This window comes from Paenibacillus jilunlii, assembly GCF_900102965.1.
Taxonomy (GTDB): Bacteria; Bacillota; Bacilli; order Paenibacillales; family Paenibacillaceae; genus Paenibacillus_AQ; species Paenibacillus_AQ jilunlii.
The window spans coordinates 113430-137142 of sequence record NZ_FNGM01000017.1; the positions used below are offsets into that span (position 1 = coordinate 113430).

A 23713-nucleotide genomic window follows, 5' to 3' on the forward strand; every position below is an offset into this window, starting at 1 on the left:
GGTTATAGAACGCAACAGAATTAGCAAATCTCCATTTGAATTTCTTCAAAGATTATTTTATATTAAGCATTGCTTTATTAATAACATTGGATTTTCTAAATATTTATTATCTATCCAACGTATTTTTTTTTCGTCTATTCCCATTGAAATCAAATCGTTTTTAGCACTTACATATGCATCTCTATTAAAAATGGCAATAACTAAATAATCAAAATCTATATCGACTATTGCCGTTGGGCTTTTTACACTCAAATCAGTAAATGAAGCATAATTTTTATCTGCCCAATAAACAATATCACAACACTTATTGCTTGAAATGTAATTATAAAGTTGAATCCCAACCGCACCCGCTCCGTACAACACAATTCTAGAACCTTTTTTAACTCCACCATATGGCATAAGGTACAAATCCGATTCTTTAACGTCAAGTGTATACATGGCTTTAGATAAAAATAAATACATTACAAAATAATTCAACTGGCTTTCAATACTTTTTTCAAAGCCAACAGCATTAAACCTTTTTAACCATTCGGAATAATTGCTTTTAACAATATCAGCAACATCATTTCTTCTTGTGCGTTTAGTTGAACCATTCCTCATTCTGTAATGATAAAAACATTTATGTGTAATATAAATTGATTGTGTGTTAACTACACTAGGGAACACACACATAACATCATCAACAAGATTATTGCTTTCCTCCGACATCATTTGATAATTAAATATGCAATCTTTATAAAAAAGCTTAGTAACCAGATATGGAAAAATCCCATGCTGAAAGAAATTACCGGTATAAATAATTGTCGGAATAATATCTGAGAATTTCTTATCATAATAAAATCCATCATTATAAAAAGGTTTACGTAACACCTCCTTGTCTATGTATGTATCAATTACACCTGATTCAACAATCAAAGCTCCTGACTGCTTAGCAAGTCTATATAAAGTATCATACATTTCCGGTTCAATCCAATCATCCCCATCGACGTAACCGATGTATACACCATTTGCATTTTTCATGCCTTCTTTCCTCGCGCTGTCCTGACCGCCGTTCATCTTATGTATTACCTTTATTCGTTTGTCTTCGGCAGCATACTCATCGCAGATGTCTGGGCATTTGTCCGTAGAGCCATCATCAACCAATATTATCTCAATATTTTTATAAGTCTGATTTACAATGCTTTCAATACACTGTCGTAAATATGGTTCAACATTATATATTGGCACTATAACGCTTATTAATTCGTCCATAATTACTTTCCTTCCATTTATCAGACTTCTTTCCTCAACCAAATACTTCCACCCATGTGGACTTGCTTTCAAAGGCCACTTTGCCATAATCAATTTCATATACTTTTCTTCTATGAAATATTTTGAAAATATTGCTGCAGTTAATAGTCGTGCATCTCTATAATTACCAAATCTTAATACTTTAAAATAACACAAGCACCATAGAGCCCATAGGGCACTACCACGTAATCCCTAATGCTAAGGTAGATGCCCTAAAAAATGTACTCCATAATATTAGTTTAATTGTGATTATAATCTTGTTACTCTACAATATTACAGCAAAATACTAAACCATTTTAAATAACACGCCTATTGTACAAATCTTTTAAAATATGCCGCTGTCGCATCATCAAAAGTATACTGTATTTTTTTTGGTGGCATGCCTGATAACAAGCGCTGAACTTTTCTGTCATCAACAACCGGCAAAGAAATTTCATATATTATTTCTGCTATTGCTTTCATTGAGTCTTTAGGCCAACCGTAACGTGCTACTTCTTGAGTACCCAGTCTGATCCCATAACCATAAAACAACTCTTTTTTCTTCTTATTTAATGTAACTCCAAATCGTATGCTATTCTCAAATATTCTGTCCATAATTTCCTTATCTGTATATATAAAAACCTCATGTGTACTTGTATATTTGTTATCATCAACTTTCCCAACTTTAAATCCCCGTTCTTCCAGTTCGGCTGAAAGAACATTTGAGAGCTCCACAATATGCTCTTGATATGACTTTCCAAAAGTTTCAAATTCTATCATGGCAAATAATAAACTTACCTTCTGGTGCATTTGTGTATGCCGTATATATATAGGGTTAATGCTGGTTTCTAATCTTTTGTGCAATTCTTCACTATTGGTCAGTATTAGGCCACTTGCAGGACCAGGGAATGTTTTATGCGTTCCCCCGAACATTACCATATTTTTAACGGTTTTTATTGGATTATCAATTAAATCTGCAGCGATCAGACCCAACAACTGACTCGCATCATATAAAACAGTAGTATTTGTTGTATCAATTTTTTCGAACTGAAATGGACGTATAATGTCAGAAGGGGCCAGCAAAACAAATTTTATCTTTTCATCCTTCAGTCGTTGATTTAATTTATCATAATCAATATCTTGTTTTTCAAAATCAAACGGAACTTCACCTACTTCAAGTCCCAATCTTTCTGCAATTGGCTTAACAGAAGCATGGCCACCAGCCGAAGCGCCCAAATTTAAAATGCTGTCCCCAATTTCGGAGAGTGCAGAAAGAACCATCATAAGACAATTCATTCCTGTAAGTGTTCTCGCATCAGAATATTTAGCGCCGAATAATTTATAACATTGATCGGAAATCATTTGATAAAATGGAAGTAAGTATGAACTTCCAATAAAGTTATCTTGCTCCGAATAAGAATATGTGTTTCCAACAATGTATCTCTCCTGAAATCCCATTGACAGAGGCATATTAGCAAATGGCGATATAACATTTTCGGCTGCACATAAAGGTAAGGTTTTATCATAATAAGTAATAAAGCTTTCCGTTAAATTAACTAATTCCTGTATTTCGTTGTCATAGCGCTTTATATCTAGAACTTCCAAGTCTTTTGTTATGCGGCATATATATCTTTTTTGTTCAAATGTAAATGTAAAGCCTCGCCCAAGATCCTCTTTTGTTATAGGCTTGAAATTTCTAAGATTATTTTCACTTGTTCTCATGTTTTCAGCTATTTGACAAAGCAAGGCCGATTGCGCATCATTACAGTAGGAGATATCAAATTCGCGCAATTCTTCAAGAGAATCAAATTCATAAATAATGTTTCCATTACAGCGTTTTGCGTACATATAAAGCTCGCTGAGATGTTCATCCTGAATATCCGCCCAAAACTTTTGCATCGTTTCAGGAGAATTATATTCCTTATCAAGGATTTCCAAAAAAGCTTTCGAAAATCTTTCATTAAAAAATGCATACCCTAATGTTATCCAAGTATCGGACACTCCATAAAACGTATTACAAATTCGATCGTGTACATCTGTTTCGATGCCACGTTCATCAGTCACACCTTCCCTGTAAACAGTGCAATAGTAAGCATCAAATGCATACTTTTGGAATATATTCTCGTTAAAATACAGATCTGCCGATGTAATTATGGTGTTTTTAAGATATTCTCTTGCAGCGTATACACTTGCATGATTGTTGCGAACCTTATATGTGTCTGTTTCAACCAGCTTAACGTCATATTTTTCAACAAGATACGAAAACATCTCTTTCATATGCCCTACAACAATTATAATCTCTGAAATTCCGGCTTCCTTAAGCTGACATATCTGTCTTTCAATCATTACTTCGCCTTTTACCTCTAAAAGAGCCTTTGGTTTTTCAAAGCAAAGAGGAACAAACCTTGAAGATACCCCTGCAGCCAAAATAATAGCATTTTCAATCGTATGCCCGTTTAAATACTGTTCACCCCTTTGAGTCAGCTTATCTTCAGCAATATATTTATCATAAACAAGACTGCGATATTCTTGTTCTATAATAGAATAAGGTTTGAATAGTCTTCGGGCATACTCCTTGACATCCCAGCTATTCCCATCCTTTATAAGGAGCATAATATCAAACATTATCTTATTCATTGCTTTTCCTCCAAAAAGTTTATTTGTGTTTAATTATCCTTTGGGAACGTCAGCTTTGACACAGGGTGAACCTTTCTTTTTTCTATAGGCGGCAGTTTCAAATAATCACCATACAGAAATCTTAAATATTCATCATAATCGCGGCAAGCCTTAAGCGTTACACTTTCAAACTTCATGTCAATAGTATCCTCATACCACTTCCGCTTATAACCATAGACACGATTACATGCTGGAAATGTTAGACTTTTAACCATTTCAGTGCTTTTTCTATTGCGATATTTAACATAATGGGCATACCTGTTTTTCACTGTCTTTTCAGGTATTAAGTTTAATATTTTATAGATCAGTTTACTAACCCCGCTGGCAGTACGCTTTCCCACTTCAGAGTAAAGTATCTTTCGATAAATGAAAGAGTGAAAATTACATATACAGCGTGATATATAATTATCTGGAACATTGTCACAAACAAATATATCAAGAAAAATCCCTTGCTCATATGGCATGTATTCTTGATTTAACCTAATAAATTCCGTATTTGAACGACGTAATTTAGCATATCCCCATCTATAACCATGTGTCCGATTTAAATCATGAAGATAAAACTTATCTTCATCTAATTCTTGATCCACCACCAAAAGAAACTTCTGATATTCATCACGATTTAAAATTACATCCGCATCATCATCCCATGGAATAAATCCGCCATGTCTTATAGCACCAAGTAATGTGCCACCGTCAATGCTGTAAGTTATATTATGTTTTCTGCATATTCTATCAAATTCAATAAGAAGTTCTAATTCTATGCTTTGCAGTTGCTTTAATTCCTCAGGGGATAAATTATAGGATTTTTTGCTTCTGTCCATTATACAGCCCTTTCAATATTTATCCTTTATCCATAATATAAAAATCACTCAATCACAAAGCACACCTAACTTCCTTATTTACTTCCGTTTCTCCAAAAACTTTTCCATAATTTCCGCTATTAGAATTGAATCTTTACATGTCAGCTTGAATTCACTCTCGGTGTTGCCGTTTATCATAGAAAGAAAATCAATGATCTCATATCTCAATCCGTCACCAAGAAAGCTGTCAGAGTATTTTTCAATATCATTTGGATTTTCATAGTGTACCTCAAAATAAGTTGTTTTCCACCATGGTGAATCCACTTTGATATATCCTTTAGTTCCTGATATGATAAGCTGGCCCTCAGATTTTACTCCGAGGCCACAAGTAGCAGTCCCGATACCGTTTGGATATCTGAAATATGCCTTTGTAAAAATATCAAGACCGTTTTCGTCTTTTATTGAATCAAATCGTATATCTTCGTACTCAGTGCCAAAGATCTTAATAATAGGAAGCATTGTATAGCTTCCAAGCTCAGTGAAGCTACCACCGAATTTTAAATCAGTCAGTTCACGGCTTGCAGGATTTTCAAGCTTCGTAAAGCAAGCCTCAACATTACGTATACTCCCGATCATTCCACTGCACGCGATTCCCATCAGCTTGCTGAAACCTGGGCAATAAGCTGTTTTAATTCCTTCAAAAAGCACCAAATTATGCTCCTTTGCATATCCGAAAAGCTCTTCTGCCTGTGTTTTTTCCAAAACCATAGGTTTTTCACAGAAAACATGCTTTCCATGCTCAAGCGACATTTTGATGTATTTGTAATGCGTTTCGTGCGGCGACGCAATGTAAACCGCATCAACTGCAGCAAAGAAATCTTCAATATCGGTATAGGGATTAATCTGCCATTTTTCGGCAAATCTTATGGCACTTTCTGCATTTGGATTATATATGCCCTGTGTATTTATACCGCTAACAAGCTTCACTTCCGGTATAAACCTCTCCGCAATACGTCCTGTTCCGATAATTCCAATTCTCTGAATATGCTTATTTTGAGTGCGAAGCATTGTGCTGGAAATATCCTTAGTTCTTTCAAGATATACAACCTTACAATAATCGTTAAGATAATCAAACTGGCCGATCCAGTCTGAACCCACAGTAAAAATATCAATATGATATTTTTTAATATCTCGGAATTTCTGTCCCTGTGACTCTTCAATAATAATTTCATCGGCAAAACCCGTTTTTCGAACATTTTCAACTCGAGTCATCAATGAATCTATTACATTCAGCTTTCCTCTAGTCTGGTCATATCCCTCGGTGGTAACGCCAACAATAAGATAATCGCCAAGTTCTTTAGCTCTTTGAAGCAGTCTGTAATGACCTTCATGGAACAAATCGAATGTACCGTAAGTTATTACTTTAGTCATACAGATAGCCCCCTAATTTCCATTCAGATGCTCTTTAATAAATTCATGGACCTTTTTACCACATGTTCCGTCATTATTAGCGGCAATTTCTCCATAAGCTGCAATCTGATTCTCCTTATTAAAGGCATTTCCCGTGATATTTTCCTCAAGGAAATCAGAGAGTGTATTAAACACACTTTCTTCGGAGCAATACTGCAACCATTCGGAATTCTTTTTAAACCCCGGCTCGTTTGCCTTTAACTCATTGATGTTAAAATCTATATTGATTTCTTCATATTTGCTGTTTTCCAAATCAATATTGTATAGCTTTCTGTCGTAAAGTGAAAATAAATTATAGAACTTCTTAGCTTCACCTTTCGGATAAAGGAACCAGCTTTTGCACCATGAAGAATAATATCCGTTCTTTATACTATTCGGAGTATCAAACGGAGGTTGCCATTCAATAGATTCACCTGTAACTCTATTAAGCTTAATGTACATATTCGACCAATATGGAGCTAAATAGACATAGTCTCCACAGAAAGCAGGATGGCTAAAAGGCCGTTCCATACATTCAAAGCCAAAATTAATATGTCTACATTTCAGATTCTCAGGAAAATCCGAATATTCACGAACTTCACCGCTTTCAGGATTCCAGCACGTAACAATAGTTCCCGAAAAAGGCATCAACCATAAATTACTACCGTCAGAATCCAACGTCATACAGCCTCCGGCATTATTTCCGCCTGTGGTCAGTACCTGTTCTTTTCCGCTTTCAGCTTCAATGGCCAACACACGGTTATCTACGGGAGAGGCAATAAACAAATATCCGTTCTGAACACAAAAGCCGCCTACCAGTCGTTCGCCACTTCCTTTGCCGATAATAATATCAAGATTAGCATCGAAATATTTGATTTCTCCATTTGCAGTATTGTATCTTACTATAGCAGGATAAAAAAGTGGTATTAGGAAAATGTATTTTCCACAGCTTACTGCTCCTGAAAATGAGCCAGGACGTTCAATGTATTTTTTCAACCTAATACGTTTGCTGATTTTGTTCTCATTAAGAATGATTATATCCTGTGCATTTCTTGGACAAATGTACGTTTCATTCCCGAAAGTCAATGTATATGCATAGTAATCTCCATAAGCATGATCGGACAAATCACATAGATACTGGTACTTATAATTGTTATCCGGAGAATAATAAAGTTTATTCCCGCGTGTAATCAACCATTTATCATCAGTGTACATATTGAATCCTCTGATAATCATTTCACCGCGCCAGTCGTCTTCAACAGGTTCCGTATTAATATTATTATCCAAAATAAATATCGGCTTTCCTGCAATACCGAAAAGGGAAACAACAGAAGTACCCGAATCACCAATGTAAGCGTCACAAAGCGCGATGGTATTTGCAACATCTGGTGTGTCATCATAAATGCCGATATCATTTTCAATGAAAAATCTTTTTATTTTAGAATAAATCTGTTTAAATTCCGGTCTCATGGAATCAAGTGTAGATTCAAGCAATGGATGCGGTCTCCACAGCAGGCATACATCATCATGGGCTGCAAATACACTAAATACATATTGCATTTTTTTCAAAAATACTTGAGTATTACTCAATAAACCGTTTATACTGGTGTTGTAAAAATAAACCTTTTTACCTGTCATTTTTGCTTTCCAAGCAGCAGGCGGCTCAGGCGGATTATTGCATATTCTCACAACCCTATCAAACTTGGGTGAACCCAATGGAAGTAGTTTTTTTGAAAAGCTCGAATCAAAAAAGCCACGATATTTCTCCGCTTGTGTAATAATATAATCTGCATGATAATATGCAGAACAACTCTTTTGTCCCTCACTCATACCACCGGAAGTCGAATAATAAGGAATATAAACCAGCGTATCTGTATACTTTTTTAATTCATGGGAGTAAAACCTCGGATCAACAGAAGTAACTGTGTTGTAGATGTCATACGGATTATGAATATAGATAACATCCGGTCTGCGAATACTTATGTCATAGGATTCATAATGAGTAACCGGAACATAATCAGGCAGATCTCCGCCCTCATAATGAAATTCACCGAATGAACCACCAGGTTTTCGGTCGTAGTATGGTATAGGTACAACATAAGCATCGCATTGTGCATCTTCGTTTGCTGCCATCCATACGCTTTCAAGCGAGTCCCACATTGACGCCTTATAAGGGAAAAATGCAACCTCGATTTTGTTTGGCTTGAGCTCATTTCTAATGCTGTTTTCAATCATCCTAAGTTCTTTTTTTAGTTGCTTAATGAAGCTCACATGGATGGTTTCAATTTCCATGGCAATATTATAGAGGCTCGTGTGGTATTCGGTTAACAATTCAACCGTTCGTGTATCTTCACCTTCAAAATTCTCTATAAACTCACCCATATGAATCGCCGCATCTTGGCAGTCTCTCAATAGATTGATTACAGTCGGGATATTTTTTCGGGAAAATTGCCGATTGATTTCATCAGTCGCCTCATACAGTGTTGTTACTAATTTCTGAATTTGTTCTTGTTGATGCTTCCTCATCAAACTCCCGCCTCTGTATGAATGTAATATTTCTATGTCATACCCTACTATACTTCGCAAACATGAACTATGCTAACCGAAGCCTTCAGGAAAAAATTGAGTCTTATTGGGTCTAGCACCTCGGACATATACACGAGTTTATTATTATATGGCTTATATCGGTTACAAACTTCTATTAATGAAGTGTCAGGGGAAAATTGCCGATTCAGGGCACTTTGGAAGACTGTGAACGGTATGCGCCCTGCGTTAGCCCTTTCTTTACTCTAACAGAACGAATAATAGTTCTCGCATCACCCCTTAAACGATGAGTTCTTCCTTGCTCATATCGTCCTTACATCCACAATCTTCCGTATCTATTTTTCTATTATTCCTAAGGAAAACGTACATTTACAGCAGAGTTCAAGGAACAGATGGTAAAGCTATATGTGAATGGAAAATCAAGAACGAGCATTGTGCGGAAATACGATTTGAATGAGTCGGCCATAAGATCATAGGCATATCTTAAAGCTGTCTTAATAGCTTCCAACAAGACAAGTCCCTTATTCTTAGCTGACTGGTAATGCTCATCAGCCTGGGCAGTCTGCAGGACCAGAGATTTCTCACATGAAACATACTTGCCCTGTTCGAGTGCTTTTCGTATATACTCATAGAACTGTTCTGCATACTTTCTGGCACTGTCAACACGGGGATTGTAAACCCCCTCAAGATTGGATCCGCTTACATATTTGACTTCTGGTACAAACCGCATTACAATTCTTCCACACCCGATAACTCCAAGCCTGACAATACTATCATCCTGGAGGAAACTCAAGATATTCTCCAAATTTAAAAATCAGATAACCATCGTAATTCTTGGCAGCCGGGAAGTAATGACCCTCAAATTCTATGTCTGCCAGGTCTACGTACCACTTTCGGTAATAACCGTAGTATCCATTATTTGGAGTAGGGAAGGTTAAAATGCTGTATCAGTTGCATCTGCCTTAGATCTTCAGGAGGCACTGCTCTATACTCCATCACCATAGTTTTACCTCACTTCTATTTAAACACCATATTATCACCCAAATATTATTTTCGACAATCATTTCAGTATATAAATTCGACATAAAAATACAAAAACCTTATATTTATGATTAATCGTTACATTTAACAACCCCCCCTAACGGATGAATAAGGTTGCTCACCTGGAGTTGGGCCTAACACTTTTAGTTTCCAACTCGGCTATCGTAGGATACTGGTGTGAAAATTGTTTCCCGACACCAACGGGCGATCGGTCGATCCTGATGGTGACGATGAATACTAGCCTTGAAAGGAATTCGATCTAAGTATGGAGGAAGTCAATGACTTTATGAATTGGTACGAAAATAAACAATCCAGCACAGGAATGGCATTCTATGCAATTAATAAACATGCCAACAATAAGGGACCATTCACAAGCCGAAAAGATTATGAAATCTTCGATAAGATCCTTACCTTTGAAGTAAGTGAGCACACAGTAGTATATAGAAAAAAACCAACCCGTCAGGCACATCCCTGGTGGGTTATTTTATGTATGCTCTAAACTCAAATCCCTCCGGATGAACCGGACTCCTGCTATCTTGGATAGAGTCTGGGGATATCCTACTATGCTACCGTAATCCATTATACGCTCTTCTGGATCGTCCTTCAGTCGGAACCAGACGCATCCCTTAAACTCTAACAGAGCGACGACGAAGAATACTATATCGCTCTCCAGGACTTTGTATGTAATACTGAAATAATTCACTCCTTAAAATTAAAAACCCCACCATTGCTGGTAGGGTATAGTGCTCGTTACTGGAACAACGTGTAAAATGCTATTTCGCAGAATATTCGTTTACGCTGAAGGTAAGGATCTTATCAAAAATCACATAGTCTTTTCTGCTGGTAAATGGTCCTTTGTTATTGTCGTGCTTATCAATGGCATACGATGCCTTCCCTGTACCGGCTTGCTTATTCTCATACCAGTTGATAAAGGAATTCACTTCATCCATGCTCAGGTCAAACTCTTTTTCAAGGCCGGTGTTCATCGTCACGACGAGAATGGCACGGTCGCCTGTTGGCTGCTCTGGAGTTGGAGACGGGGTTACTGTTGGTTCTGGTGTAGCAGTAGGTTCTACCGTTGCAGTTGCTGTTGGTTCTATTGTTGGTGTAACATCCGGTGTTACGGTTGGTGATGGCTCTGGAATCGCACTGTATAAATTCACCTCAGCAACATGATATGTAGTACTCCCCTGCTGGAATAGCTCAAATTTTTTAACGCCTTCAATTGGACTAGGTAGGTAATGAATTTGATCATCACCTACGTTAGGGCTCAAATTAATTTGAGAAATCAATGAACCGGAACTGTTATAAAATTTAATATATACTGGCCCCGTATCAATATTAGTTACATGAACTTTATAACCTCTTACCGTTAGAGCATTTTGAAATACGTAGGCAAGTACGTCTACAACACTTGAATCTGATCTTTGAGTGACCATGTCAAACACAGTTGTATTGTCATTATCGGTCACTTTTGTGGTGTTTCCAAGTATATTAGAAATGCTAGAACCAGTTAACATCGTTACTCCATCCAATAACCCTACAGGTTGTTCTGCTGCTTTTGTTGCTCCTGGTATAAGCACAAACAAAAGCGTACATAAAACCAAGAACCCTGCTATCTTCTTCTTCAATACCGTCCACTCCTTTAATATAGATGCATCAAGCTTACACTAAATAAAGGCGAACAAACAGTCTGTTTCTCGACAGAAATTTACAATATACTTAAGGGTTATTGAGGAAATAAATGGATATAATCCAAGGATTTCGAACTCCATATTACTGGCTAACAGCGGTCATTTGTCCGTTAGCTCTTCTTTTCTCACCAAGGCTTTTATTCACTTCTTCTTTTTTCTTATCAAAAAAGACGCATCCACTGGATAAGTCTTAGAGCAATATTATACTAAGTTTTTTTGGCATTATTAAAAAAGTTATGAACAAATGAAATACCACCATACTCGGGGAATTGCAAGTTAAACTTATCTATAAAGTATTGCTTTTGTTCCCTAGCTGCATGCTGTATTAATGAGTAATATAGATGTTTGGCTTTAGGCTGCTTATCTATCGCTTCATCAAGGAACTCAACGGCATCAGAGTAGTAACCTTGATTCGCATGAAATAACCCAAGGTTTACTAGACTATTAAAATCCAGCTCCTTCTGGGACAATAATATACTATAGTAATTCATGGCCATGTCGGTTAGGTTTAAGGTGTAAAAGTAATTCGCCAGTTGGTTAATTATACCAGGTGATTTGCAAAGCTGAATAAATTGATCAAATTTCTCAAACTCTTTTATTAGAAATAGCTGCTTGCTAACTAAAAACAATGAACTGGAATAATGTTTTAATAATCCTTCTTCCACAGATGAATTTTCAAAAAACAGCTTCTCCACAATTGAAGTCAACTGAGTGATATCATCATGATCCAAGATTCGCGTGATTTCACGAAGTCTTTGAGGGGAATTCCACTTAAGAGCACCCACAACCATCTGAACCCAAATCTGAAGTTTCCAATCCACATCATTATTCACTTCAGGAATTGGAAGGGACATCCATTCTTCCTTTTTATCTGTTAAAATTACGTAGCGAAACTGATCCAGAATATTAATATTATCCAACGTAGTCAGGTATTTCTCGTAATAATTAACCAACTCAGCCTGACCTAATACCAGCGATATTTTAAATAAAAGATTACATTCTGCTTCATTTCTCACATCATATATTTTATCTAGAAATCCTATTATTGCAGCAGGTTCTTCATTCTGACACAGCCATTCCGCCAATTTTAATAACACTTTTGGATTTCTGTTATTTTTATTCAAGAGCTTGGACAACCAATATATAGCCTGCTGATTATCATTTAAACGAAAATAAATATCTACGAGCTGCTGCACCGGTGTCTCGAAACTGTACATCGGATCAACAAGCCAGATATCTTGGTTTCTTTTTGCTCTTTGTTCTGCGGTGTTAATTGCCTCTAAGTAAGATGCTATTGCATCGTCAAAAAAACCCAAGGTCTCAAAATGAATTCCCTTAATGGTATGATATTCTGAAAAATTCTTATATTTATATAATTCTTTTTCAGTCCAGCGCCATGAGGAGTCCAAGCGACCATTCTTAAAGTACAAGCTTATAAGTCCCATCAAACAATGCGAGTACCATGCCTCTTTAGCCGTGGCCCCTTTTGCTGCGCGTTCATAACATTGAAGCGCCTCCTCTTCTTCCTTCCCGAAGCGATATTGGTTACCAAGTGTAAACCAATCGTAGGCGCTCAGTTTGTTAGCCTTCTTCATTTCGTTAAAGATTGACATGTTCCGTTCATGCTTGCTCTTTTCTGTTACGCGTTGAAGCTGATACCCTGTATGATAAATCTCAAGAGAAATTTTTTTATGCAATAACTTCTCTTTACCACCCCTTGTTAATTGTTCGTGAATAGGACGTTCAAAGTGTATTCCTTTAAAGTTTGGAAACAGACGTGTTACTGGAGCTGTCGTCATTTCCTCCTGATAATCTTTTTCCCCGGTAAAGTTAATGACTGGCAGTGTATAGGCAAGATGGGCCTCCGGCTTCTCCTTTTGGAGAAATTCGATCCATTTCGAATGATCATTTGAGCCCAAATATTCATCTGCATCAAGTACTAAAATCCACTTTCCAACAGCATGACGAAGCGATTCGTTTCGGGCAGCAGCAAAATCATTGGACCATACGTAATCATAGATCTTTGCACCGAAGTTTTCCGCAATCTGTTTAGTTCTATCAGTTGATCCCGTATCAACGATAATAATCTCGTCAGCAATTCCTTTCACACTTTCCAAGCAGCGTGACAAAAGAGCTTCTTCATCCTTCACGATCATACAAACACTAAGTTGCGTCATAAAAATAATCAGCCCTTTAAGTTAATTCTTTTGGTCAAAAAACAAACTATTTGCTGCGTACTGTGAAGTATATGCATTTTTTTGAACTTTAATAGTCCCTTGTTTCTCCAACCAGTCACTGGCATTCTGTCTAAAGTACTCCATCTTGGAAAGAATTATCTTATCAAATTCACTTAATTTCCGCAACCGGAGCTTATATTCAGTTGTAAGCAGCCCTCTTTGAGATTCAATTGAAAAAACAAGCTGCTCTCTTTGTTCAGAGAAGGCAGCAAGTTGTTCATACTCTATTTGATCTATTGAGCGAACGATCTCTGCAGTCAGCAATTCCAACTCATTAATATACTTCCCCAGCGTACTCATTGAGCTTGTTCCGCAGTTGAATTCACTGATTTGCTGGCTTCATACCATGCTTCACGTAATTCCATCAGATACTCAAGCACCTCAGTGGCGGGTTTCTTATCTTTCTTGAGATTTGACTGAATTAATTGAAAAATCATATATTCATAGACTTGATACAAATTTTTGGAAACTGGATAATCATGGTTTAGCGCTGCTATTAGCTCATTAATTACTGCCTGGGCTTTACATAAATTCGTATTAGCTTTTTCGTAATTTTTCTCGTCAATACCGGAGGTTCCCATGCGAATGAATCGAATGGCGCCATCATAAAGCATCAACAGAAGTTGCGCCGGAGATGCTGTCTGTAATTGAGTCTGTTGATATTTTTGATAGGGTGAAGTGATCAAAGAAACTCCTCCTTGTTGGATTAAGATAACATACTCGTCAAACTTGAGGAAGTGCTGTTATACTTGTTCATAGCGGTTTCCATAGCAGTAAACTGTTTATAATACTGAGTTTCCTTCATAGTAAGCCTTTTATTTAAATCTGCAATTTTCGTTTCAAAATCCCTTAATTGATCGCCCATTTGACTGGATACCATAAAAGCAGTGGTTAAATCACTACTCACCTGCGAAGTCCCTGCTTTTTCATACATAGACGCTAGAGCAACATTATCGATTTTTTTTAGACGATTAAAAAGACCATCTTTAGGAGTATAATCTGTTTTTGTTGAATAGTCGGTTTGTCCAAATATAGCAGAGACTTTCTCCGGATCAGCATCCAGAGCAGCACGTAACTTTGTTTCGTCCAGAACTAGTTTTCCATTTTCACTGTATTTCCCTGTTGTAATACCTATTTGTGTCATATTAATTTTGGACCCATCTGGAAGTTCAACATCCGTTATCATAGCCGATCTCATATCACTGAGTGATTTATCAATAATCGAGTCATTTCTGAGCATACCACTTTTTGCTTTGGTCTCCCAGAGTTTGATCTCATCCTCTTTCATATCTCCCTTTTGCTCTGTGCTTAAAGGCAAAAACTTTCTGAAACGTTCCTCAGATGTTTTTTGGTTAAGGGTGGCTATTGTCGCGTTATAAGAATCCACAAAAGATTTAATCGTTTCGACCATCTTATCTACGTCCTGGGACACTTGGATCTGAGATGTTTCTCCAGCAGGTGTAGCGCCCTTCAAGGAGATGTTCACACCATTGATCGTGAAGTTATTGGATGACTGCTTTGTGGTTAACCCATTAATCTCAACAACAGCGTCCATCCCTTTGTTGACCGTAGTCATTCCAAGACTAGTTAGCAAATCACCTGATAATGTTATATTCTTTTCCCCTGTCTCCCTATTGGTGAAAGACATTTTACCAGAAGCAGTGTCATACACCGCAGTAACTCCCGTACTTTTATCGTTATTGATTTTCTTGACAAGTGAATCAATGGTTTCATCAGCCGAAAAATTAATTGTTGCTGTACCAATGGTAATACTACCCGCTCCATTAGAGTAAACCTCGGATATTTTTGTTGCATTAGCTACCCCGTTTGTGGATACGACGGAAGAAGCCGTTGCCAGATTGGAAACCTTAATATTCAAAACTGAGTTGGTTGCTGCCCCGGTAGCTGTAGCAGTTACATTGGAAGCTCCTGTAACAGTAGCTTTTTTAGAGTTAATAGAATCGGTTCTACCAAAGGTAGACAGCTTGTCGTTTAAACCAACCAAGGTCGTACTTATTGTACGGTAACCTTCTCTTTTCCACTCCAGCTGTTGTTTTTGCTGATTCAGCTTATCCAAAGGAACTCTGGCTGCCGTCATTAATTTTTTTACCATTGAATCAATATCCATACCTGATGCCAGTCCGCCAATTCTCATATTAACCTCCTGATTTTATGCCTTTTCGTCCACAATAAGTCCGCTTAACTCCATCATATTTGCAGCTACATCTAGTAGCTTCTCTGGTGGGATTTCTCGTATTAAATCACCTGTTTGCTTATCAAACACCTTAACCATTATGGCATGGGTCTGTTCATGAATAGATATTTTAAATAATTTCTCTGGTCCTTGCACCGCCCGAATTGCCTTCTCTAACTGTTGAATCAGTTGATCTCTTTCAACAGGCAAACTTGCTGTCTCTATAGCAAGTTCACTGCTTTTAAATGAGGTATCATTTTCACTGCTGCCCTTCGTTGGAAACACAACTCCCTGTACTGCAGCAGGAGTATTACTGGGTACGATTTTGTTGCTCAAAGACTATACCTCCCCACATGTATTGAGCATCCATCTAGTAATTCAAGTTCGTTACTATATATATCGGATTATGAGAAGTGAATATGTAGTCGGGGAGTATAAGAAAAAAGAAAAGAGGCCTTGAAATTCAAGGCCTCTTCCCAAAAAACTATGAAGATTAACGAAGTACAGACAGGATACCTTGTGGAGCAGAGTTTGCTTGAGCCAACATCGATTGTGAAGCCTGCAGCAAGATGTTGTTCTTGGACAGAGCAACCATTTCCTTAGCCATATCAGTATCACGAATACGGGATTCTGCAGCAGACAAGTTCTCAACTGTAGTTCCGATGTTGTTAGAAGTGTACTCTAGACGGTTTTGCACAGCACCCAGTTTAGCGCGTTCTGAGGAAACGTTCTTGATTGCTGTTTCTACATTAGCAAGAGATGTAGTTGAACTCAAACCAGTAATCCCAGTAACTGTGATGGAACCAATCGAAATTGTACTAGTTGCTTTATCATTAACAGTAATATCTGCGCCAGCTGTGATACTGATACCGTTAAAGGTAGTTTTCGTCATGATTTCATCGATTTGATCACCCAGTTGATCCAACTCTTTGTCGATGTTAGCTTTATCGTTCGAGCTGTAAGTTCCACTTGCTTTTTGAACATTCAGTTCCTTCATGCGAGTAAGCATGGAGGATACTTCGTTCATTGCACCTTCAGCCGTTTGTACGAACGAGATACCGTCTTGAGCATTGCGTTGTGCTTGTTCCAAACCACGGATTTGACCGCGCATCGATTCGGAGATGGACAAACCAGCTGCATCGTCAGCTGCACGGTTGATGCGCAGACCGGAAGACAATTTCTCCATGTTTTTGCTTGTAGCAGTTGTGTTCAGACCCATGTTACGGTGTGTGTTTAATGCCGGAATATTATGATTGATAATCATTTGATATTTCCTCCCTGAAATTATATTGTTCCCACATCCATGTGGTTAGCGTCTTCACAGGTCGGCCGCCCTGAAGAATTACCGCTCTAAAGTATATATCGACCTTCTACTTGATATTGTTAATAGTAGACTTCATATTTTTCCTTGAATCCAAAACTTTTTTTTGAAACCTATGCATAATTTATTGAGTCCTAAGTCTCACTTTTTTCCACCGTTCATCCCCAGCATCGCCTTTTGAACAGCCTCAAGATCCATAACAGCACTCTGATTGTTTTGCTGAATGGCATCAAAAATCTCTTTCCGGTAAATATCAATATCCTTTGGTGCTGAGATCCCAATCTTTACGACATCTCCCTCAACAGCAAGGACGGTAACCACAATATCGTTCTGAATCACAATGGATTCACCCTTTTTCCGGCTTAGTACCAGCATTAGGAATCACCGCCTTCATGAGTCTTTGGGGAACCTGTCCATAATGGATGTTTGGTTGTGTACGTAGTGTTCTGAAGCACAATTTGCTTGCCTTTACGGTCTACTGTGTTAAAAATGAGTGGTGCCAGCAGATTGACCGATACCTTCAAACGATCACTGTGCCAGGTGACTATACAGCGTACAGAAACATGTTTCTCATCCTTCATTCCAAGCTCCTGAATAGTATCCTGAGGAAGAACAAACTCATAATCCGGAACAAAATCAAAAGGATTAACTGTAATAAATGTTACCTCCGGCTGATCTACCGCACTCAGTAAACTAAATATATCATTGTGTTCCTTAAGCGAAAATTTCTTTAGCTGCTCAAAACCGGGTAGTCCTTTGGGAAATAAAAATGTAAGCGCATTTGTCTCTATAGTGTTCTCTTGTTGTACATGATTGTGTGTCATTATCTCATCCTCCTAGGAATACTAGCAAAAGAAGCTATGGACTTCGTGTCCATAGCTTCTCATTTCGATTTCAAAGAATCAAGCTTATCTCATAAAATCCATCAACGAGGGCTGTAATATCGAAGCAGAGGACTTTAGAGCAGCTTCATAAATAGTCTGCGCTGTTGTAGATTTAATCATCACTTCTGCAATATCCGCATCCTCAACCTTGGCCTGCAGCGTCGTCAGATTCAATTCCCGTTCATTCAAACGATCCTGCACCAGTTCAACACGGTTAGTTCGGGCCCCTACTTCAGACAGCGCTGCTTGCATTTTAGTAGACCTGGATTCAATTTTGCCAGCTTGTGCTGCAATACCTGTGTAGTTTTCACTACCTAATGCCGAAATCAGATCGTCCATTACCTTATAGATATTATCACTGTCTGTAGATGCCCCAAAAAATTCGCTGCCCGGTGTGTTCACCTGAAATGTCGACTGATCTCCAATCGCGTATTTCACTGCTCCAGAATCCGTATCAATCTGAGCGAAGTTGGTAACCGTGCCTGATAACTCATATGGAGGCTTGTCAAAATTTTGCCCGTTAAAAATATATTTCCCTCTAATTTGAGCGTTTCCAATATTCCCCAACTGATCCTTAAGTTGTTCCACTTCCAGTTTGATTGCATCCAACCCGGACTTCGGCACGGTTGAACTTGAAGCCTGTACAGTCAGTTCCTTTAGACGTTTCATTACGTCAGTGGCCTGCTGCATTGTGCTGTCGGTGAAATCAAGCCAGCTAACAGCAGCATCAGCATTTGTCTGAAACTGCTCATTGGAAGCTAGTTCTGCTCTATAACGCAGTGAATAGGTCACACCCACCGGGTTATCAGAGGGTTTATTGATCTTACGTCCGGTGGAGGCCTGATCGGCCAAGTCACTTCTAACACTGTTATTTCTGTTCAGATTGCTGAGCGTCTGCATGCTCATCATTCCTTGGGTTACACGAATAGACATGGATTCCCCTCCTTCCTCAGATTAGAGACCTACGCGGCCTGTTCCGTTAATTAGTTTGTTTAGAAGCTCGTCAAATGTGGTCATAAATCTGGAAGCTGCGCTGTAAGCATGCTGAAATTTGATCAGATCAGTCATTTCCTCATCCAGTGATACACCACTAACCGAAGCTCTGTTCAATTCTACCTGCTCTGTCAGCTGTTCGGCATTTTTCGCCTGACGTTCGGCTTCCTGCGTCTGAACACCTAGTTGTCCGACTATAGAGCTGAAATAATCATCCATGGTTCCTGGTGTGGACAATGCAGATCCAAAATCAAATTTGGCAGTCTTTAGTCCCGCCATGGTCAACGCCATATCATTATTTCCAATAACAACCTTCTCATTGGCAGTACCCGCGCCGGTTACACGCATTGAGGTAGAGATTTTGTTAGGGTCAGCAGCAATCAACGGATTAAGTGTAATATTGCCCGCTGTAATAGCTCCGCTATCTTTAGAAGTAAAAAGCGCAAGTCCCTTTTCCGGTGTTGCGCCGCTAACAGTGTAACCTAGTTGCAGCAGTCCATTAATTCCTTTGACAGTTACTTTGGTGTCCGCTGTTATGGTCCGGTTATTATTCACATTCGAATATGTAACAGGTGTGCCATTGGCTCCGGTATTCAGGACAGTTCCTTCAGGTAAAACTGTTCCGGCAGGCAAAGTAATTTCAATGTCGCCATTAGCAAGTGTATTAGCAAGTTGGTTCATCTGACTCTTATAATCGGTTACGTATTTATCACGGGACATAAACATGCCATAGACTTCTCCGCCGGTAAGTGTCCCTCCGTCGTATGCGGCCTTTAATCCATCCGCCGTTACTGCGGTTACCTGATCACCAGTCACAACCAATTGACCGCTCAAAGTCACCTGGTAGCCGTCACTGAGCTGGGTAACCTGAACATTGGCAAGCTTGGAGAGCTTGTCGATGGCCAAGTCCCGCTGGTCCCGGAGATCGTTAGGATTATCACCCAGGCCTTCCAGCTTAGTAATGTTGTTATTAAGATCTGCCACTGTCTGTAGTAGCGAGTTGATCTCTGTAGTTTTTAGAGATATATTGCTGGTCAGGTCAGTGGTCAAAGCATCCAATTGCGTGCTGACTTGATTCATAGCATCTGTAAGCGCCTTTGTTGTTTCTTTGACGATTTTGCGGTTGGTAATATTCTCGGGATCCTGACTCAGGTCAGACCAGGCATTCCAGAAATTATCCAGAACCTTGCGGATACCGGTATCTGATGGTTCATTCACAATAGATTCAAGCTTTTGTAGGGTGTCGAATCTGACATCCCAGCTGCCTGAGTTTGAGCTTTCGTTGCGGTATTGGTCATCCAGAAAACTCTGTCTCACCCGTTCAATCGACGTGAAATCGACCCCCGTGCCCATTTGTCCGGCTGCTGTAGAGCGCAAGAATCCATAGGCTTCCATAGGAAGAGAGGCTTGCATCTTCACGACTTGTCTTGAGTATCCTTCTGTATTGACATTAGCAATGTTATGTCCTGCCGTGTTTAATGCAGCCGTCTGGGTGTTCAGGCTTCGCTTGGCGGTTTCTATACTATGGAATGTTGAGGTCATCTTTTACTCCTCCAAAATTAGGCCCGAGAATCAAAAAGTCCGGAGCGTTGCACTCCAGCTGTTTTTCCCGCCGGGTGATGATAAGTAGCTTCTGTCTCAGAATAATAAGACATGCTTTCAATAGAAAAGTCTATATAGGAGAGCGCTTGTTCAAGAAGCTGTTGATTCAGCGTATTAGCTTCCTTCAGCCGCTGCAATGTGCCGGATAGCTTACGCTGCATATGGAATAACTGCTGTTTCTCTTCAGGGTCAAATACAAGCCTGGACAACTCAGTCAGGTTCAAATTCAGGTTGGAACGTATCCCCACTCCCTGCAAAAAAGCATATGCCGCTTGCATACGTTCTTCCTCCAACTGCTCGATCAGCTTCATCTGCTTAGACTCTTTATTAAGGAGTTGAATAAGGTAATCTACTTGGTTTGTCTTAATAGCGTCTTTCTTAACAGCGGCCAGATCCAGCATCTGCAAATGCGCTTCGTCCAGCCGCTCGAGTACTTCCAGCAAGGTTGTCAATGTCATGGATGGATTCACCTAATTCTCGGAGGATTGCTTGAAGTAGGGGGCGAGTGAGGCTGCGAGCTTGGCTGCGTCAACTTGGTAGGTACCTGCGGAAACTTGCTGTTTCAAGCTTTCTATTCTGCTGGCGCGTTCAGCGTCAACTTCCCCGCTCTTCTGTGCCTGCAGTAGCTTTATCGCTTCATCAGAGATCGAAACCTCATCCTTGCGTGTGCTTTTCTTCAGTTGTTCCTGTCTTTGCGTTTCCGCGTTGCGTTGATACGGGTTAATCGCATTAATACGTCCGGTCTCGTTAATTTTCATAACTTCCACCTTCCTTCTGGTATAAAAAAGCCGATAATCTTTACTAAGTTTATCGGCCATCTTTGAAACATTTTTTATAGCTGCAAGCGTTTTTTTACAGATTTAATTATTCGCGGAGCTTGTCGACGGCCCTGTATGCACCTTCGCCCGGCTTCTTAGGTGTTTCTGCAGCAGCACTTTCTTTGATCACATTTGAGATATCTTTGCGCAACCGGCTGCGGCAGCTGTCGCACATATGCCCTTCCCGAATTAAGGTTCCGCAGACTTCACAAGGGTACATCATATTCGGCGCATTCGCTATAGAAATTCGGCCTTCACGAATAAAACGGGTGATTTCCTTAATCGGAATCTCCGTTGCATCGGACAGTTCCTGAATATTAGTGCCTCTGTTTTCACGCAAATAATTCACACAGATTTCATATTGATGCTCCAAATCCTTAACACAAGGCTGGCACAGCTCCATGATGTTTTTGACGTATAACCGGCCGCACCGCGGGCAATTGTCCAGATTCATTTTCAGCAGCGGCTCCCTTCCATACATTTTGTGCTGCGTTTAAATATCTTATGCTCCTAGATTACATGATTGCTGAGGCTTCGTCTATGATTAGTATCGGTTATATATACGTTATGTTTATATTTGTTTTACAAAAAAATACTAAATACCTATGGAGAATGCTGCTGATTAAGATCGGGCCCAAGTCAGGCTGTAGATTTCTAAAGTACAGCCAAAGCCGGCGGCCCATAATGCAATGGTTTCCGCACAGGCACGGATCGTACTTCCTGTTGTGTAGATATCATCGACAATGATGATCTGCAAAGGCCGCCCCCCTCTCTCCTGTCCGGATAATTCAAGCCAACAGGCAAACTGTGAGCCAGCTGCTGGATCAGGGTTGACTGCAAAAGCATGCTTCATATCAGCCAGCCGTTCGGCCCGGGTTTTGAAGCTCTGTTTGCCGGTATGATGGGTGCGGACCAGCAGCGGCAGCTGCGGAACCCCTCTGCGCCGGGACAAGACGTCCGCAAGCCGCTCCGCCTGATTGAATCCGCGTTCAGCAAGCCGGGAATCACTGACGGGAACCGGGACCAGCAGATCGGCTTGCCATAAGCGGGTGCGTTTGTTTTTGAAAGCAGGAATGAATTGATGTCGTTGCTTAGAGCCTCCATCACGCGGCGTCTGCCCCCGTTCGGATTGGAGGATCGTATAGGCCTGATCCAGCATCAGTCCAAGCAAGGGGCCCAGACGCTCGTTACCGCGGTATTTATACTGCCCCAGGATTTCACGCATACCACTGGTGTAGGCCACTGCACTGCGGTTGCAGATAATCGGAACCGGGTCGCTGCCGCGGCTGCAATCGGGACAGCCCACATGGCGGCCGCATTTGGGGCAGCGCGGATGGCGAATCCAGGGGATTGAAGCTTGGCAGCTCTTGCAGACTCCCGTAAGCTCTGAGGAAGCCCGACTTTTTTTACCGCATATGAGGCAGTCCGAAGTGGACGGAGCCAGCAGGGACCGGGCTACTCTGCTCCATGTTCCCCTCAACCTCATAAACTCACTTCCTTGCGTATGTATCCCTGTGTACGGGCAATCGTATTCATAGTTCGAATCTGCGCGACCGCCCCCCGTTGAGATTTCGTCCATTGCGGAGAGAAGAATAGTACGGTTCCGGCTGGATCTTCCTTGGAGCGCCCCGCTCTTCCGGCCATCTGCACCAGTGAAGCCTCGTCAAAAAGGCTGCTGTCCGCATCCAGAATAAAGACATCGCTGCGGGGAACGGTAACTCCCCTTTCAAGTATGGTGGTGGTGACGAGAAGCGAGATTGACCGGCTGCGGAAAGCCGCAACCTTCTCCGTTCTTGCCGGGTCCTGGGAGGAGGTACCCTCCATTGCGGCTTCGGGAAAGCTCTGGCGGAGAAGGACCAGCAATCTATCAATGTGAGCTATTCGCGACACAAAAAGAAAGATTTGTGCCTCGCGGGCAAAGGATTTGCGAAGTGCCTGCAGCAGCTTTGCGGGCAAAGCCCCGCGCTTCAAGCACATGTGGAGCGGAGACACTTCTAAATGCTGCGGAACCGGCAAGGGATGCCCGTGAAAACGGACAGGCACCCTGGCATGCGGGAGCTTGCCGGAACGGGCCAAACGCTGCAGCTCTTCTGGCGGTGTAGCCGACAGATAGATGAACGATCCTCCCGGTTTGCAGGCATGCTCCGCCGCAAATGCCAGCATGGGATCGTTATGATAAGGATAACCG

At 40.2% G+C, this 23713-nt stretch carries 22 protein-coding genes and 1 pseudogene; 1 reads left to right on the forward strand and 22 read right to left on the reverse strand.

From position 1 onward, the window contains the following. Nucleotides 1-57 precede the first annotated feature (57 nt). The 6 genes from BLQ82_RS24195 to BLQ82_RS32830 all read right to left on the reverse strand — a co-directional run bounded on the left by BLQ82_RS24195 (nt 58) and on the right by BLQ82_RS32830 (nt 9534). Nucleotides 58-1350 carry a glycosyltransferase family 2 protein gene (locus BLQ82_RS24195; RefSeq protein WP_062523083.1) on the reverse strand — a complete coding sequence of 431 codons (1293 nt, stop codon included), beginning with the start codon at nt 1348-1350 and terminating at the stop codon, nt 58-60. Nucleotides 1351-1599: 249 nt separating this feature from the next. After that, nucleotides 1600-3906, reverse strand: coding sequence for an NTP transferase domain-containing protein (locus BLQ82_RS24200; RefSeq protein ID WP_062523085.1), 2307 nt, complete (start codon nt 3904-3906; stop codon nt 1600-1602). Nucleotides 3907-3935: 29 nt separating this feature from the next. Further along, a complete protein-coding gene (locus BLQ82_RS24205; protein ID WP_062523086.1) occupies nt 3936-4769 on the reverse strand; it encodes a LicD family protein in 834 nt (277 codons plus the stop codon). Between the two features lie 78 nt (nt 4770-4847). Then, nucleotides 4848-6179: a Gfo/Idh/MocA family oxidoreductase gene (locus BLQ82_RS24210; protein WP_062523088.1), complete on the reverse strand. Its 1332-nt coding sequence runs from the start codon at nt 6177-6179 to the stop codon at nt 4848-4850. A gap of 12 nt (nt 6180-6191) precedes the next feature. After that, the gene (locus BLQ82_RS24215) at nt 6192-8723 is read right to left on the reverse strand and encodes an NHL repeat-containing protein (protein WP_062523090.1); all 2532 of its coding nucleotides are present in this window, start codon (nt 8721-8723) and stop codon (nt 6192-6194) included. 370 nt (nt 8724-9093) lie between these two features. Beyond that, the gene (locus BLQ82_RS32830) at nt 9094-9534 is read right to left on the reverse strand and encodes a Gfo/Idh/MocA family oxidoreductase (protein WP_244280977.1); all 441 of its coding nucleotides are present in this window, start codon (nt 9532-9534) and stop codon (nt 9094-9096) included. Between the two features lie 439 nt (nt 9535-9973). Here BLQ82_RS32830 and BLQ82_RS24225 point away from each other — a divergent pair. Then, a pseudogene (locus BLQ82_RS24225) lies at nt 9974-10215 on the forward strand (discoidin domain-containing protein); the annotation flags it as partial. 340 nt (nt 10216-10555) lie between these two features. On the opposite strand, the gene BLQ82_RS32835 reads toward BLQ82_RS24225, so the two are convergent. The 16 genes from BLQ82_RS32835 to BLQ82_RS24305 all read right to left on the reverse strand — a co-directional run. After that, nucleotides 10556-11413: a hypothetical protein gene (locus BLQ82_RS32835; protein WP_062523096.1), complete on the reverse strand. Its 858-nt coding sequence runs from the start codon at nt 11411-11413 to the stop codon at nt 10556-10558. A 269-nt stretch (nt 11414-11682) separates the two neighbouring features. Next, nucleotides 11683-13653, reverse strand: a complete 1971-nt coding sequence (locus BLQ82_RS24235) for a tetratricopeptide repeat-containing glycosyltransferase family 2 protein (protein WP_062523100.1) — start codon at nt 13651-13653, stop codon at nt 11683-11685. 21 nt (nt 13654-13674) lie between these two features. Then, complete coding sequence (locus tag BLQ82_RS24240) at nt 13675-14013, reverse strand: hypothetical protein (protein WP_062523102.1); 339 nt, start codon at nt 14011-14013, stop codon at nt 13675-13677. Continuing rightward, a complete protein-coding gene (fliS, locus tag BLQ82_RS24245; protein ID WP_062523104.1) occupies nt 14010-14399 on the reverse strand; it encodes a flagellar export chaperone FliS in 390 nt (129 codons plus the stop codon). The genes BLQ82_RS24240 and fliS overlap by 4 nt, the downstream gene beginning before the upstream one ends. A gap of 20 nt (nt 14400-14419) precedes the next feature. Continuing rightward, nucleotides 14420-15868 (reverse strand): flagellar filament capping protein FliD, encoded by a 1449-nt coding sequence (gene fliD, locus BLQ82_RS24250; RefSeq protein ID WP_062523106.1) that lies wholly within the window; start codon nt 15866-15868, stop codon nt 14420-14422. A 15-nt stretch (nt 15869-15883) separates the two neighbouring features. Next, entirely contained in the window at nt 15884-16243 is a 360-nt protein-coding gene (locus BLQ82_RS24255; RefSeq protein ID WP_074648586.1) for a flagellar protein FlaG, read from the reverse strand. 157 nt (nt 16244-16400) lie between these two features. Then, a complete protein-coding gene (locus BLQ82_RS24260) occupies nt 16401-17171 on the reverse strand; it encodes a flagellin N-terminal helical domain-containing protein (protein ID WP_062523108.1) in 771 nt (256 codons plus the stop codon). A gap of 198 nt (nt 17172-17369) precedes the next feature. Next, nucleotides 17370-17603, reverse strand: a complete 234-nt coding sequence (csrA, locus tag BLQ82_RS24265; RefSeq protein WP_062523110.1) for a carbon storage regulator CsrA — start codon at nt 17601-17603, stop codon at nt 17370-17372. Continuing rightward, on the reverse strand, nt 17603-18052 hold the full coding sequence (locus tag BLQ82_RS24270) for a flagellar assembly protein FliW (RefSeq protein WP_062523112.1): 450 nt from the start codon (nt 18050-18052) through the stop codon (nt 17603-17605). The genes csrA and BLQ82_RS24270 overlap by 1 nt, the downstream gene beginning before the upstream one ends. Nucleotides 18053-18136: 84 nt before the next feature. Then, nucleotides 18137-19045: a flagellar hook-associated protein FlgL gene (flgL, locus tag BLQ82_RS24275; RefSeq protein WP_062523114.1), complete on the reverse strand. Its 909-nt coding sequence runs from the start codon at nt 19043-19045 to the stop codon at nt 18137-18139. 21 nt (nt 19046-19066) lie between these two features. Continuing rightward, complete coding sequence (gene flgK, locus BLQ82_RS24280; RefSeq protein ID WP_062523116.1) at nt 19067-20647, reverse strand: flagellar hook-associated protein FlgK; 1581 nt, start codon at nt 20645-20647, stop codon at nt 19067-19069. A gap of 17 nt (nt 20648-20664) precedes the next feature. Next, nucleotides 20665-21165, reverse strand: coding sequence for a flagellar protein FlgN (locus BLQ82_RS24285; protein ID WP_062523118.1), 501 nt, complete (start codon nt 21163-21165; stop codon nt 20665-20667). A gap of 12 nt (nt 21166-21177) precedes the next feature. Then, nucleotides 21178-21465, reverse strand: a complete 288-nt coding sequence (gene flgM, locus BLQ82_RS24290) for a flagellar biosynthesis anti-sigma factor FlgM (RefSeq protein WP_020432287.1) — start codon at nt 21463-21465, stop codon at nt 21178-21180. 106 nt (nt 21466-21571) lie between these two features. Further along, nucleotides 21572-21979, reverse strand: a complete 408-nt coding sequence (locus tag BLQ82_RS24295; RefSeq protein ID WP_062523149.1) for a TIGR03826 family flagellar region protein — start codon at nt 21977-21979, stop codon at nt 21572-21574. A 168-nt stretch (nt 21980-22147) separates the two neighbouring features. Continuing rightward, nucleotides 22148-23011: a ComFC family protein gene (locus BLQ82_RS24300; protein WP_062523120.1), complete on the reverse strand. Its 864-nt coding sequence runs from the start codon at nt 23009-23011 to the stop codon at nt 22148-22150. Beyond that, nucleotides 23008-23713: helicase-related protein (locus tag BLQ82_RS24305; RefSeq protein ID WP_280140378.1), on the reverse strand; the 706-nt coding region annotated here is incomplete at its 5' end. The genes BLQ82_RS24300 and BLQ82_RS24305, both read right to left, overlap by 4 nt.

What these genes read in the sequence shown, in the direction of transcription:
- BLQ82_RS24300 (WP_062523120.1), bottom strand. Translation starts at nt 23,011, where the DNA reads ATGAGGTTGAGGGGAACATGGAGCAGAGTAGCCCGGTCCCTGCTGGCT.
- BLQ82_RS24235 (WP_062523100.1), bottom strand. Translation starts at nt 13,653, where the DNA reads ATGACGCAACTTAGTGTTTGTATGATCGTGAAGGATGAAGAAGCTCTT.
- BLQ82_RS24205 (WP_062523086.1), bottom strand. Translation starts at nt 4,769, where the DNA reads ATGGACAGAAGCAAAAAATCCTATAATTTATCCCCTGAGGAATTAAAG.
- BLQ82_RS24295 (WP_062523149.1), bottom strand. Translation starts at nt 21,979, where the DNA reads ATGAATCTGGACAATTGCCCGCGGTGCGGCCGGTTATACGTCAAAAAC.
- flgL (WP_062523114.1), bottom strand. Translation starts at nt 19,045, where the DNA reads ATGTCTATTCGTGTAACCCAAGGAATGATGAGCATGCAGACGCTCAGC.
- BLQ82_RS24285 (WP_062523118.1), bottom strand. Translation starts at nt 21,165, where the DNA reads ATGACATTGACAACCTTGCTGGAAGTACTCGAGCGGCTGGACGAAGCG.
- BLQ82_RS24240 (WP_062523102.1), bottom strand. Translation starts at nt 14,013, where the DNA reads ATGAGTACGCTGGGGAAGTATATTAATGAGTTGGAATTGCTGACTGCA.
- BLQ82_RS24260 (WP_062523108.1), bottom strand. Translation starts at nt 17,171, where the DNA reads ATGATTATCAATCATAATATTCCGGCATTAAACACACACCGTAACATG.
- BLQ82_RS24210 (WP_062523088.1), bottom strand. Translation starts at nt 6,179, where the DNA reads ATGACTAAAGTAATAACTTACGGTACATTCGATTTGTTCCATGAAGGT.
- flgK (WP_062523116.1), bottom strand. Translation starts at nt 20,647, where the DNA reads ATGACCTCAACATTCCATAGTATAGAAACCGCCAAGCGAAGCCTGAAC.
- fliD (WP_062523106.1), bottom strand. Translation starts at nt 15,868, where the DNA reads ATGAGAATTGGCGGACTGGCATCAGGTATGGATATTGATTCAATGGTA.
- flgM (WP_020432287.1), bottom strand. Translation starts at nt 21,465, where the DNA reads ATGAAAATTAACGAGACCGGACGTATTAATGCGATTAACCCGTATCAA.
- BLQ82_RS24215 (WP_062523090.1), bottom strand. Translation starts at nt 8,723, where the DNA reads ATGAGGAAGCATCAACAAGAACAAATTCAGAAATTAGTAACAACACTG.
- BLQ82_RS24200 (WP_062523085.1), bottom strand. Translation starts at nt 3,906, where the DNA reads ATGAATAAGATAATGTTTGATATTATGCTCCTTATAAAGGATGGGAAT.
- csrA (WP_062523110.1), bottom strand. Translation starts at nt 17,603, where the DNA reads ATGCTGGTACTAAGCCGGAAAAAGGGTGAATCCATTGTGATTCAGAAC.
- BLQ82_RS24195 (WP_062523083.1), bottom strand. Translation starts at nt 1,350, where the DNA reads ATGAAATTGATTATGGCAAAGTGGCCTTTGAAAGCAAGTCCACATGGG.
- BLQ82_RS24270 (WP_062523112.1), bottom strand. Translation starts at nt 18,052, where the DNA reads ATGACACACAATCATGTACAACAAGAGAACACTATAGAGACAAATGCG.